At 72.8% G+C, this 12,893-nt stretch carries 11 protein-coding genes; 5 read left to right on the top strand and 6 right to left on the bottom strand.

Going from position 1 to position 12,893, the window contains the following annotated elements:
* Positions 1-82: 82 nt before the first annotated feature.
* Entirely contained in the window at positions 83-721 is a 639-nt protein-coding gene (locus tag CCL05_RS12890; protein WP_086560651.1) for a TetR/AcrR family transcriptional regulator, read from the bottom strand.
* A gap of 64 nt (positions 722-785) precedes the next feature.
* Positions 786-2,387: an MFS transporter gene (locus CCL05_RS12885; protein WP_086560650.1), complete on the bottom strand. Its 1,602-nt coding sequence runs from the start codon at positions 2,385-2,387 to the stop codon at positions 786-788.
* A gap of 201 nt (positions 2,388-2,588) precedes the next feature.
* On the opposite strand from CCL05_RS12885, the gene panB reads away from it, so the two are divergent.
* The 3 genes from panB (at position 2,589) to CCL05_RS12870 (ending at position 5,428) form a co-directional block, all read left to right on the top strand.
* A complete protein-coding gene (gene panB, locus CCL05_RS12880) occupies positions 2,589-3,464 on the top strand; it encodes a 3-methyl-2-oxobutanoate hydroxymethyltransferase (protein ID WP_086560649.1) in 876 nt (291 codons plus the stop codon).
* 132 nt (positions 3,465-3,596) lie between these two features.
* Positions 3,597-4,616, top strand: a complete 1,020-nt coding sequence (locus tag CCL05_RS12875) for an ATP-binding cassette domain-containing protein (protein WP_167409553.1) — start codon at positions 3,597-3,599, stop codon at positions 4,614-4,616.
* Positions 4,613-5,428 carry an ABC transporter permease gene (locus CCL05_RS12870; protein ID WP_086560647.1) on the top strand — a complete coding sequence of 272 codons (816 nt, stop codon included), beginning with the start codon at positions 4,613-4,615 and terminating at the stop codon, positions 5,426-5,428. Before CCL05_RS12875 ends, CCL05_RS12870 begins: the two co-directional genes overlap by 4 nt.
* Before the next feature lie 21 nt (positions 5,429-5,449).
* Here CCL05_RS12870 and CCL05_RS12865 read toward each other — a convergent pair whose 3' ends face one another.
* The gene (locus CCL05_RS12865) at positions 5,450-8,734 is read right to left on the bottom strand and encodes an AfsR/SARP family transcriptional regulator (protein ID WP_086560646.1); all 3,285 of its coding nucleotides are present in this window, start codon (positions 8,732-8,734) and stop codon (positions 5,450-5,452) included.
* A gap of 692 nt (positions 8,735-9,426) precedes the next feature.
* A complete protein-coding gene (locus CCL05_RS12860; protein ID WP_086560645.1) occupies positions 9,427-10,164 on the bottom strand; it encodes a DUF6578 domain-containing protein in 738 nt (245 codons plus the stop codon).
* A 103-nt stretch (positions 10,165-10,267) separates the two neighbouring features.
* Between CCL05_RS12860 and CCL05_RS12855 the strand changes: the two genes are divergently transcribed.
* Positions 10,268-11,068 carry a site-2 protease family protein gene (locus tag CCL05_RS12855; RefSeq protein ID WP_086560644.1) on the top strand — a complete coding sequence of 267 codons (801 nt, stop codon included), beginning with the start codon at positions 10,268-10,270 and terminating at the stop codon, positions 11,066-11,068.
* A gap of 4 nt (positions 11,069-11,072) precedes the next feature.
* Here CCL05_RS12855 and CCL05_RS12850 read toward each other — a convergent pair whose 3' ends face one another.
* Positions 11,073-11,252, bottom strand: a complete 180-nt coding sequence (locus CCL05_RS12850; protein ID WP_086560643.1) for a hypothetical protein — start codon at positions 11,250-11,252, stop codon at positions 11,073-11,075.
* 73 nt (positions 11,253-11,325) lie between these two features.
* A complete protein-coding gene (gene npdG, locus CCL05_RS12845; protein WP_086560642.1) occupies positions 11,326-12,045 on the bottom strand; it encodes an NADPH-dependent F420 reductase in 720 nt (239 codons plus the stop codon).
* A gap of 186 nt (positions 12,046-12,231) precedes the next feature.
* Here npdG and CCL05_RS12840 point away from each other — a divergent pair, with 186 nt between their 5' ends.
* Positions 12,232-12,834, top strand: coding sequence for a hypothetical protein (locus tag CCL05_RS12840; protein ID WP_086560641.1), 603 nt, complete (start codon positions 12,232-12,234; stop codon positions 12,832-12,834).
* The last annotated feature ends 59 nt before the right edge of the window (positions 12,835-12,893 follow it).

Genomic DNA, 12,893 nt, shown 5'->3' with positions numbered 1-12,893 from the left:
TACGGGGGCGATGACGTTCGAGCCCGCGCGAGGAGTTCCGGCCAGGCCCTCAGTAAGCGCCGTCTGTGACGAAACGCGCACACTAGGACCGGTGAGCCGCTGCGGAACTGACGGGGCGTAGGCCTTCGAGGAGCGTGTCGACGACCTGGGCGGCGAGGTCCTCGGGGAGGTCGGCGTCCGGGCGCAGGACGGAGCGCACGAGCACGGGGGCGATGAACAGGTCGCCCAGCAGTTCGAGGTCGACGTCCGTGCGCAGTTCGCCGTTCTCCTGCCCCCGGCGCAGGATCTCCAGGCCGAGCCGGCGGCGCGGTGCGAGGACCATGGCCTCGTACGCCGCCCAGATCTTCGGGCTGCTCTTCATCTGGGCGTGCACATTGGTCAGGATCGCCGACGAGCGGTTGGCCAGGCCGCGCCGGCGCGCCTGTTCCAGCAGCGCCACGAGGTCGTCACGCATGGAGGTCCCGGGGAGCGGGGGCTCGGGGGGTTCGACGGCGCGCAGGACGTCGACGAAGAGTTCCTCCTTGCCGCTCCAGCGGCGGTAGATGGTGGCCTTGCCGACGCCGGCGGTCCGGGCGACGCGCTCGATGGACAGCTCCGCTAGGGACACGCCCTCCTCCAGGAGTTTCATCAGGCCCTCGATGATGGCGCGCTCGACGGCCTCGCTTCTGGGGCGGCCCCTCGCGGGGCCGTCGTGCCGGGATTGCCTTTCGGCGAGGCTCACGTCGCATGGTCCTTTCCTGAGCGGGCCGGGGTGGGCCGGGGTGGGGATGCATTCTCGCGCGGTTCTACGACCGCGCGTCCGACAGCTCCTTCTCCTCCTCCCCCTGCTGGGGCGCCGGCGGCCGGCCGGGCAGGAACAGCGCCACGATGACCACGCCGATCAGTGCGACGCCCGCTCCCCACAGGGCGGTGATGTGCATCGCGTGCAGGAACGCGTCGTAGACCGGGGTGACCAGGGCCTTGCCCTGCGGGCCCAGCTTGGCGGCGACGCCGAGGGTGGCCTCGATGGACTCCCCCGCGGTGTGCCGGGCGGCCGGCGGCAGCTGGCCGAGCTTGTCCTCGATGCCCGTCCGGTACGCCGTGGACAGCACCGAGCCGAGGACGGCGATGCCGAGGGCGCCGCCGACCTGCCGGAAGGTGTTGCTGAGGGCGGAGGCCGAGCCGGCCTTCTCGCGGGGCAGGGCCTGCATGATGACGACGCTGACCGGCGTCATGATGTGCGCCATGCCGGTGCCCATCAGGAAGAAGATCACTTCCAGGATCCAGATGGGGGTGTCGGCCTCCAGCGTGGCGAAGGCGGCGAGCATCGCGGCGATGACCAGCAGTCCGGCGGTCGTGGTGGCCCGGTTGCCGAAGCGGTCGACCAGCAGCCGGGCGCGCGGCGCGAAGATCATCTGGGCGGCGGCCAGCGGCAGCATCAGCAGACCGGTCTGCAGCGGCGAGTAGCCGCGCACGCTCTGCGTGTAGAAGACCGAGAAGAAGGTCACGCCCATCAGCGCGAAGAAGACCAGCGCGATGGCGGCGATGGCGGCCGAGAAGACCTTGTTCTTGAAGTACGTGACGTCGATGGACGGGTGGTCGCTGCGCTTCTCGAGCACCACGAAGGCGACGAGGACCGCGAGCCCCGCGCCGATCGTCGCCAGGACGGTGGCGTCGGTGAAGTCGGCGAGCTGGCCGCCCTTGATGATGCCGTAGACGAGCAGCACCAGGCCGACGACGGACAGGACGACGCCGACGGGGTCGAGGCGGCCGGGGTTCGGGTCCCGGGAGTCGGGCACCAGCCACAGCATCAGCGCGAGCGCGAGCAGCACGATCGGCACGTTGATGAGGAAGACCGAGCCCCACCAGAAGTGGTCGAGGAGCACACCGCCGGTGATCGGGCCGATGGCGATGGCGAGTCCGACGCCGCCCGCCCAGATGCCGATGGCCTTCGGCTGCTCCTCGCGCTCGAAGACGTTCATGAGGACGGCGAGGGTGGCCGGCATGACGAACGCGGCGCCCAGGCCCATCACGGCGCGGAAGGCGATCAGCTCCCCCGGCGAACCGGAGAAGGCCGCGAGCGCGGAGCCGGCACCGAACACGGCCAGACCGCCGAGCAGCACCTTCTTGCGGCCCAGCCGGTCGCCGAGCAGACCGGCGCTGAACAGCAGGCCCGCGAAGACGAGGGTGTAGGCGTTGATCGCCCATTCCAGCTCGCTCTGCGTGGCCCCCAGGCCGGTCGGGGCGGGGGTGGAGATCGTCTTGATGGCGACGTTCAGGATCGAGTTGTCGAGGACGACGATCAGCAGGCTGAGCATCAGCACGCCGAGTATCGCCCAGCGGCGCCGGTGCACCGCTTCCGGTATGCGGGGGCCGGTGGGGGCGGCGCGGTCGGCAGGAGTAGTCATGCCGCCGAGCGTAGGACCATTTCGATACGAGACCGTCTCGTATTGGAATACTTTTACCGAGCCCTTACGGACGCTGTGCTTCCGGCCACCGGGCGGAACTCACAGGGGCTCCCCTAGCCGTCGATGACACGAGGTGCCACCATGGACGTGGTCCGGGGACGCCGTCAGGGCGCCTCGAGATGACGTGTGAGGAGCCGTGCAATGACGCAGCTTCCGGCTGCCCAGTCCGCTCAGAAGAAGCCCTCCGACGGCGGCAAGACGCTGTACGGAGGCAAGGGCACCCGCCGCATCACCGTGCGGGACATCGCCGCCGCCAAGGAGCGCGGCGAGAAGTGGCCCATGCTCACCGCCTACGACGCCATGACGGCGTCCGTCTTCGACGAGGCCGGGATCCCGGTCATGCTCGTCGGCGACTCGGCGGGCAACTGCCACCTCGGGTACGAGACGACCGTGCCCGTCACCCTCGACGAGATGACCCTGCTGTCGGCGGCGGTCGTACGGGGCACCTCGCGCGCCCTGATCGTCGGCGACCTGCCCTTCGGCTCCTACCAGGAGGGCCCGGTGCAGGCGCTGCGCTCGGCGACCCGGCTGGTGAAGGAGGCGGGCGTGCAGGCCGTGAAGCTGGAGGGAGGCGAGCGGTCGCACGAGCAGATCCGGCTGCTCGTCGAGTCCGGCATCCCGGTCATGGCGCACATCGGCCTGACCCCGCAGTCCGTCAACGCGATGGGCTACCGCGTGCAGGGCCGGGGCGAGGAAGCGGCCCAGCAGTTGCTGCGGGACGCGAAGGCCGTGCAGGACGCGGGCGCGTTCGCCGTGGTGCTGGAGCTGGTTCCGGCGGAGCTGGCGGCCGAGGTGACGCGGGTGCTGCACATTCCGACCGTCGGGATCGGCGCGGGCGCCGAGACGGACGCGCAGGTGCTGGTGTGGACGGACATGCTGGGTCTGACCGGCGGGCGCGTGCCGAAGTTCGTGAAGCAGTACGCGAATCTGCGTGAGGTCATGGGGAACGCGGCGAAGGCGTTCGCCGATGAGGTCGTCGGCGGAACGTTCCCGCAGGAGGAGCACTCCGTCCACTAGAGCCACTGCGGTACCAAAGGCAGCCCGCCGATCTTCCCCCGTCGGCGGGCTGCCGCGTTCTGTCGGTGGTCGCAGGGCCCCTGTCGGTGACCTGTCGGCGGTTTGTCGGTGGCAGCTGACACCGTCAGGGGCATGACGCGAATCGACAAGAACACCGGCGGCGCCGCTGTGACCGTGCGGGGGCTGGTGAAGCACTACGGCGAGACCAAGGCACTGGACGGGGTCGACCTGGATGTGCGGGAGGGCACCGTCATGGGGGTCCTCGGGCCGAACGGGGCCGGGAAGACGACCCTGGTACGGATCCTGTCCACCCTGCTCGCTCCCGACACGGGCCGGGCCACCGTCGCCGGCTACGACGTCGTACGGCAGCCCCGGCAGCTGCGGCGGGTGATCGGGCTCACGGGGCAGTACGCCTCCGTGGACGAGAAGCTCTCCGGCTGGGAGAACCTGTACATGATCGGGCGGCTGCTCGACCTGCCCCGCAAGGACGCCCGCGGCCGGGCCGACGAGCTGCTGGAGCGCTTCTCGCTGACCGAGGCGGCCAAGCGGGCGGCGGCGACGTACTCCGGGGGCATGCGGCGGCGGCTGGACCTGGCCGCGTCCATGATCGGGCGGCCGGCCGTGCTCTTCCTGGACGAGCCGACCACCGGGCTCGACCCGCGCACCCGCAACGAGGTGTGGGACGAGGTGAAGCGCATGGTCGGCGACGGGGTCACCGTGCTGCTCACCACCCAGTACATGGAGGAGGCGGAGCAGCTCGCCTCCGAGCTGACGGTCGTCGACCGGGGCCAGGTCATCGCCGGCGGCGCCATCGAGGAGCTGAAGGCGAAGGTCGGCGGCCGGGCGCTGCGGATCCGCCCGGCCGATCCGGCGCAGCTGCGGCCCCTCGCCGGCGTGCTGGACGAGCTGGGGATCACCGGGCTCGCCACCACGACCGTGGACACCGAACGGGGTGACGTCCTCGTGCCGATCCTCAGCGACGAGCAGCTGACCGCCGTGGTCGGCGCGGTCTCCGCGCGCGGCATCACGCTCGCCTCCCTCACCACCGAACTGCCCAGCCTGGACGAGGTGTTCCTGTCCCTCACCGGCCACCGCGCCAGTGCCCCGCAGGACGCCATGCCCGCCGAAGACCTTCAGGAGGCCGCCGTATGAGCGCCGTCACCGTCCACGACGCCGAGGCCGACGCCCATATCTCGCTGCGCGGCCATCTGCGTCACACCGGGGCCCTGATCCGCCGCAACCTGCTGTGGATCCGCAAGGACCCGGAGTCCATGGCCGACGCCCTGCTGATGCCGGTCATCTTCACCCTGTTGTTCGTGTTCGTCTTCGGCGGCTCGATCGGGCAGGCCCTGGGCGGCGGGCAGGACCGCTATGTGCAGTACGTGATCCCCGGCATGATCGCGATGATGAGCATGACGCTGTCCCAGGGCGTCGGCACCGGCTTCAGCCAGGACTTCAACTCCGGTGTCATGGACCGCTTCCGGTCCCTGCCGATCGGGCGCGGTTCGGTGCTGTTCGCGAAGATCTCCGTGGAACTGCTGCGGATGCTGTTCGCGACCGCCGTGCTGATGATCGTCGCCGTCGCGGTCGGCTTCGAGATCACGAACTGGCCGGGACTGTTCGCGACCGTGGCGCTGTCCACGGCGTTCGCCTCGTCGATCATGTGGGTGTTCCTCACCCTGGGCGTGATCCTGAAGAACGCGCAGTCCGTGCAGGCGATGGGCTTCCTGGTGCTGTTCCCGCTCCAGTTCGGCTCGTCGATCTTCGCGCCGACGACGTCGATGCCGGGCTGGCTGCAGGCGTTCACCGACTACAACCCGCTGTCGACGCTGGCGGACGCCGCGCGCGGTCTGATGGTGGGCGGGCCCGTCGCGCACGACCTGTGGGTGACGCTCGGCTGGTCGGTGGCGATCACCGCGGTGATGGCGCCGGTCGCGATCCACAAGTTCCGCACGAAGAACTGACCGGAAGGAGCCCGATCCGCGTCAGAGCAGGGCGATGGCCTCCTCCAGGGAGAGGCCGCCGCCCTGCGCGTACGCGGTCTCGTACGCCTGGTCGCCGAGCAGCGCACGGAGCTGCCGTTCCGTGCGCTCGCGGGTCTCGCGCTCCTGCCGCTGGGCGACGTGGCCGGGCGGCAGGATGGCGTCGAAGGCGCCCAGGCAGCGGGCCGCGTCCACGGCCCGCCGCCCGCCGTCGAGGGCTGCCAGGGCCGAGGCGCCGATGACCAGGTAGCCCGAGCGCATATGGGGTGCGATGGCCTCGGACAGCGGGTCGGCGGCCCGCTCCAGCGCCTTGCGGATCCGGTCCAGGCACTCCTCGTACCGTCCCTCCGTGGCGTCCAGCCACGCCTCCGTGCCGAGGATGTACGCGTCGAAGATGATGAAGTGGGCGATGCGGAAGTCCTGGCGCAGCCGCCGCACTTGCTCCCGCGCCTCGGGGACGCGGCCCGTCATGCCGAGCCAGCCGGCCAGGAAGAGGCGGGCGGCGGGCATGGCCTCGCTGTGCGCGTCCTCGCGCGCCGCGATCACCTCGCGCAGCAGCCGCTCGCCGCGCTCGTCCTCGCCCGCCTCCAGCAGCGCGCCGCCCAGCCGGGCGGCGAGGACGGCCGCCTGGGCGCGGGCGCCGACGCGTTCGGCGTGCGCGATGGCCGCCTCGTAGTCGGCGGCGGCCCTCGTGTAGTCGCCCTTGCGTTCGCGGGCCTCGGCGCGCGCCGAGAGGGCCTCGGCGGTGCCCCAGGCGTCACCGAGGCGCTGGTAGATCTCCAGTGACTCGTCGGCGTCGCGCGCGGCGTCGCCCGCCCAGTCGGTGCGGTTGGCGAGGAAGTTGGCCCGCATCTGGAGGGCGGAGGCCAGCTCCCAGTCGAACCCGGGGGTCTCCCGGCAGGTGCGGATGGCGGCGTCGATGATGACGCGCAGCCGGTCCATGTCGCCGGTCAGCATCACGGCGAAGAACCAGAGCAGGCCGGGCAGCCGGCAGTTCTGCGGCAGGCCGGGCTCGTAGGCCAGGGCGATGGTCCGCAGCTTCTGCTGGGAGCGCGGGTTCTGCCAGGCGTCCAGTTCGGTGTCCATACAGGCGAGATGGGCCAGATGGACACCGCGCCGGGCCTCCCACAGCGCCTCGCCGGTCATCGGGGGCGGGGCGTCGGTGCAGCGCTGCGACACCGGGGCCGCGCGGCGGACGGGCTCGGTGAAGGGGTCGGGGCCGAGGGCCATGACCTCGCGGCACCAGTTGCGGGCCTCGATGCGCAGGTCGCGCATCTGCCAGTACCAGACGAGGGACAGCGTCAGGCACAGCGCCTCCTGCTCGTCGTGCAGGGCGACGGCGTGCCGCAGGGCGGTGCGCAGGTTCTCGTACTCCCGCTCCAGCCGGCGGATCGCGGCGAGCTGGTCCGGGCCGCGCAGCAACGGGTCGGTGGTGCGGGCGAGTTCACGGAAGTACGTCAGGTGGGCGCGCTCGGCGTCGGCGCGCTGTCCGGACTCCTCCAGCCGCTCGGCGGCGTACTCGGCGACCGTCTCCAGCAGCCGGTAGCGCATCTCGCCGTCGGCCGAGTCGCCGGGCGGTGTGGCGACGACCAGGGAGCGGTCGACGAGTGAGCCGAGCGCCTCCAGGGCGACCGGGCCGCACACGGCCTCGGCGGCGGGCAGGTCGCAGCCGCCCGCGAACACCGACAGCCGCCGCAGGACGTCCCGTTCGTCCTCGTCGAGCAGCTCCCAGGACCAGTCGACGACGGCTCTGAGGGTCTGCTGCCGGGGCAGGACGGTGCGGCTGCCGGAGGTGAGGAGACGGAAGCGGTCGTCGAGCCGGTCGGCGATCTGGCGCGGTGTCAGCATCCGCAGCCGGGCGGCGGCCAGTTCGATGGCCAGCGGCAGCCCGTCGAGGCGCCGGCAGATCTCCGCGCACGCCTCGGGGTCGTCGTCGATCCGGAAGCCGGGCCGGGCCGCCGCGCCCCGGTCGGCGAGCAGCCGCAGCGCGACCGGCTCGGGCAGCGGCTCCACGGGCCGCAGCACCTCCCCCGGTACACCGAGGGGTTCGCGGCTGGTGGCGAGGACGGTCAGGCCGGGGCACCGCTCCAGGAGTTCCTCGGTGAGTCGGGCGGCGGCGTCGGCGACGTGCTCGCAGTTGTCGAGGATCAGCAGCATGCGGGGTCTGGAGCAGTGCTCGGCGAGCCGCGCGACGGGGTCGTCGAGCCGGTCGGTCACGGCGGCCCGGATGCCTTCGGCGCCGGCGCCGTACAGCACGGTCTCGCGGGCGCCGACGGCGGTGAGCACGGCCTCCGGTACGGCGGCGGGGTCGTCGACCGGGGCGAGTTCGGCCAGCCAGACGCCGCCCGGCATGGCGTGCCGTACGGCCTCGGCGGCCTCCTGCGACAGCCGGGTCTTGCCTGCCCCGCCCGGTCCGAGCAGCGTGACCAGGCGGGCGGCGGCGAGATCGTCCCGGATGGTCTCGATGTCGGTCTCGCGGCCGATGAAGGAGGTCAGGCGGGCGCGCAGGTTGCCCACGGCCGGGGTGTCCGCGGCGGGCGCGGGCCCGGGGCTTTCGTCTCCCGGCGTCAGCAACTGCGCGTGCAGGCTGCGCAGTTCCGGGCCCGGGTCGGCCCCGAGCCGGTCGGCGAGCAGCCGGCGCACCTCCTCGTACGCGTCCAGCGCCTCCGCCGTGCGGCCGGTGTCGCGCAGGGCGCGCAGGCGCAGGGTCTGGAGGGGTTCGTCGAGGGGGTGGCTGTCGCACAGGGCCGTCAGTTCGGGCAGGGACTGGTCGGCCTGGCCGAGGGCGAGGGCGGCGCTGTGGCGGGCGCGCAGCACGTCCAGGCGGCGGGTGTCCCGGCGGGCCGCCTCGGCGGCGCGGTCGGGGAGGTCGGCCAGTGCCGGGCCGCGCCACAGGGCGAGGGCGTCGTCCAGGAGCATGACCGCCTTGGCGGGGTCGCCGTCGGCCAGGGCCCGCAGCCCCTCACCGGCCAGCCGCTCGAACCGGTGCAGGTCGACGTCGTCGGGCGCGGCAGTGAGCCGGTACCCGCCCTCGTCGGAGGCGACCGCCTCCGCGCCGAGCGCCCGCCGCAGCCGTCCGACCAGCGCCTGGAGCGCCCCCGGGGCGTCGGCGGGCGGATCCCCGCCCCACACCTCGTCGACCAGCAGCCCCACGGGCACGGTACGGCCGGCCCGCAGGGCCAGCACGGTCAGCAGCGCACGCAACCGCGCCCCGCCCACCGGGACGACCGTGCCGTCGGTGCGGAGCGCCTGCGTGGTGCCGAGGATGCGATAGCGCACGGGGTCCATTGTCTCCGGTGGTAGGAGGGCGGGTCACGACGGTTGCTCTACGGCGCGGCGGGCACGGACCGGCCGGCGACCGCCTGCACCCCGGCCGCGGGCAGTACGGGGGGCGACGGCCGGAACGGTTCCCGTCCAGGGCCAAGGCCCGGCGAACGACGGACCGAGGGCGACAGGCAGAAAGTCACAGCCTGCCATGTTCCCGGGCCCGCCGGGCCCACAACGACGGCCAGGACGGCACGGACACCGACCGGACAAGGCACCGACTGAGGCTGCGCGTCGGCCCGCACCCCGAAGCTGACCGCCCGCCGGAGCCAGGACCCGGCGAACGGACCAAGGACGACGAACAGAGAACCGCAGCCTGCCACGCACCCGAGCCCGCCAGGCCCACGGCGAACCGGACCGACCCGCGGCGACCGCGCCCCGAGCCACCGGCAGGCGCCCGACCACGGCCGGCACGGACCCCGGCCTTCGACCCGCGCAACCGGACCACCGGCCAGGCCGTCGGTCCCCGGGCACCGGGCACCGGGGGCCGGGTGCCGGACACCGGCCCCACGAGCCCCGCCCATACCGACCGCCACGGCAACCCCCCGACGAGCGAGCCGCATCGGCCCGACCACAGTCCCTGACACCCACCGGCCCAACCACCCCGGCCGAACCCCGCCCGTGCCCGGCCGCCGCGGCGGCGGGCGCGGCAGCGGTCAGGCATGTCGGCCGCGTCGCCCGCCGGACCGCGACCGCCCCGGGCGCCCCCGTGGACCGGCCACCGTGCTCAGTGTCTGCAGCAGAGCCGCCAGGTCCGCCGCCGAAAGCCCCGCCGTCTCCGCGCCGGGCTCCGCGTCCTGGTGCGGGATGCCCCGGGCCTCGCGGACCGCGTGGGAGAGCCAGGAGTCCGTGCCCGGCACGTCCAGGGTCACCACCACTCCCGGTTCACGCGAGTGCCGTCCCCGTCCGTCGGCGCCCCGCTCCCCTTCGGTCTCGGTGAACCACTTCGGGCACCGGTCCACCGCCCGCAGCCCGCGCTCCCCGCGCACCGGCTCCCAGGAGCGCGATCCCGGCGCACTCTCGGCGTAGACCTGGGTCAGCACCTGCACCGACCGCACCCGTCCCGCGGCCTGCGGCCACACCGCCCCGTGCCGCTCGACGGACAGCATCCCCACCGAGCGGATCCAGTCCCCCGGCTTGGGCCGCAGGTCCTCCTCGGAGTCGGGGTCCGCGGCCAGGGCCGCCGTGAGGCCCGTCTCCTCCCGCACGACCCGGACGCCACCCACGTCCTCCACCGGCCCGGCGACCTTGGTGAGCTGGTCGTGCCAGCCGCCGCCCAGCACGCTGCCGGAGTCCACGAGCATCAGCGGCCAGCTCACGTCCTCCCCCACCGAGAACGGCGTACCGCAGCACTCCATCTGCCAGTCCGCGTAGAACACATGCCACAGCCCCATGCGCCCACCCTCTCCGGAACCGACCGCCCCACGCGAGACGTTTTCCCCGTGCGCCCGGTACCGTCGGGCGTCCCATCGCGTGTCCGAGAGTGCAGGGAGTCCCATGACCACCGCCACCAGCCGCCACAGTGAGCGGCGGATCAGTCCCGTCTTCGTCGGGATCTTGGCCGTGACGGCGGTCACGGGGTGGGCGACCTGGACCGGTTTCGCGGAGCAGCCCGGGGTCGCCGTGTTCCTCTTCGTGACGGCGGCCTGGATCGTCTCCCTCTGCCTGCACGAGTACGCGCACGCGCGCACCGCCCTGCACAGCGGCGACATCTCGGTCGGCGCGAAGGGCTACCTCACGCTGAACCCGCTGAAGTACACGCACGCGCTGCTCAGCATCGTCCTCCCGGTGATCTTCGTGATCATGGGCGGGATCGGGCTGCCCGGCGGGGCCGTGTTCATCGAGCGGGGGCGGATCCAGGGCCGCTGGAAGCACAGCCTGATCTCGGCCGCCGGTCCGCTGACGAACGTGCTGTTCGCGGTCGTGTGCACGGCCCCGTTCTGGCTGGACGCGCTGGACGGCGTGCCGGCCGACTTCCGGTTCGCCCTGGCCTTCCTCGCGCTGCTCCAGGTGACGGCCGCGCTGCTGAACTTCCTGCCGGTGCCGGGCCTGGACGGCTACGGCGTCATCGAGCCGTGGCTGTCGTACAACATCCGGCGGCAGGTGGAACCGTTCGCGCCGTTCGGCCTGCTGTTCGTGTTCGCGCTGCTGTGGCTGCCGGCGGTGAACGGCGTGTTCTTCGACGTGGTCGACTCGCTCCTGAAGTCGCTGGGGATCAGCGACTTCGAGACGTACTGCGGTCAGGAGCTGTACCGCTTCTGGCAGGGCTCGAACGAGTTCTGCTCGGCCGCTCCCTGAGGCGTCAGCCCGTGACGGACTTCTCCTGCTTGCCGCGCTTCACGTAGTACCAGCACATGTTGGACGACAGGCCGGCCAGCAGCACCCAGACGATCCCCAGCCAGCTGCCCCGCGTGAAGGAGACGACGGCCGCGGCCACGGCGAGGACGCAGACGATCAGGGCATAGAGGGCGAGGCGGGGCATGTCGGTCGGCTCCTGTCGGGGGACACTGCGGGCACTGCTGGTGCCGTCCAGTGTCCCCCATGGACTCACCGGCTCACACGTCGGTGACGCGGAGCCCCGCGTGCGCCTTGTACCGGCGGTTCACGGAGATCAGGTTCGCCACCAGCGACTCCACCTGGTGGGCGTTGCGCAGCCGCCCGGCGAAGATGCCCCGCATGCCGGGGATGCGCCCGGCGAGGGCCTGCACGATCTCGACGTCGGCGCGGACCTCGCCGAGCACCATCACGTCGGTGTCGATCTCGTCGATCTCCGGGTCCTGGAGCAGCACGGCCGACAGGTGGTGGAAGGCGGCCGTGACCCGGGAGTCCGGCAGCAGGGCGGCGGCCTGCTCGGCGGCGCTGCCCTCCTCGGGCTTGAGCGCGTAGGCGCCCTTCTTGTCGAAGCCGAGCGGGTTGACGCAGTCGACGACGAGCTTGCCGGCCAGTTCCTCGCGCAGTGACTGAAGCGTCTTGCCGTGGCCGTCCCACGGCACGGCGACGATCACGATGTCGCTGCGGCGCGCGGTCTCGGCGTTGTCGGCGCCCTCGACGCCGTGACCGAGCTCCTCCGCGGCGGCCTGTGCGCGCTCGGCCGCCCGCGAGCCGATGATCACCTTCTGTCCGGCCCGGGCGAGCCGGTAGGCGAGGCCCTTGCCCTGCGGCCCGGTCCCGCCGAGCACCCCGACGACGAGTCCGGAGACGTCGGGCAGGTCCCAGGGGTCCTTGACGGGGGCCTTCTGGGCGTTGTCGGTGGCAGCACTGTCGGTAGAGGTCATGGCCCTGACTCTACGTCCGCCGCCGCCATCGCCTCAGGTCAGCTCCGTCACGGACACCCGCCGGAAGACGAGCAAGGTGCCCGGGCGTTCGACGAGGGTACGGATGACCGGTCCCTCTGCCCAAGCCGGGCTAATCCGTGGTGAATTCCGCGTCACGCGTGACCGGTTCGGGCAGGATGCGGTCGTATGGATGCCGTACGGGTCGCGCTGTTGCGGGAAGTGCTCGTCGGGACGGAGTGGCTGGGCGCCACGCGGCGGTTCGCCGGCGCGCTGCGGGGGTCGGTGGTGTCGCACGGCGGCGGGCTGCTGCTCGTCGGCACGCCGGAGTTCGAGCCGTGGCACCTGGCGGCGCACCTGGTGGACGAGGCGGCGTGGTCGGGCACCCCGGAGCTGGCCCCGACGCTGGTACGGCATGACGCGCGCCCCTCGGACCCGGCGCATCTGGCGGTCGGCCTCGGGCGGCTGGAGGCGGCCCGGCGGGGCGAGACGCTGCTGGTGGTGTCCCCCGAGGGCCCGGCCTCACCCCTCCTTGAACGGGTGTCCGACGCCCGGCGCGCCGGGGCGACGGTGCTGTGCCTCGGCCCCGGTGAGGGCGAGCTGCCGGCGATGGCCCACGAGTGTCTGGCCGTCCCCGACGGCTCGGAGCTCGACCTGGACACGGTGCAGCACCTGGTCAGCGCGGCGGCCGGGGAGAACGCCCTGCCGACACCGCGCGGCCGGCGCCGCTTCCGGGACAGGGTGGCGAGACTGGCGGAACACCTGACGGCCCCGCCGCCGGCGCGCTGGTAGGGGCGGCGGGACCGGCCGTCCCAGGACGGTGCTCCGCGCCGGTGGTGCGGCTGCGCGGG

Origin of the sequence: Streptomyces africanus, from assembly GCF_002150735.1 — a bacterium.
In the GTDB taxonomy this organism is placed as follows: Bacteria; Actinomycetota; Actinomycetes; order Streptomycetales; family Streptomycetaceae; genus Streptomyces; species Streptomyces africanus.
This window is presented reverse-complemented; position numbering and strand designations above follow the sequence as displayed.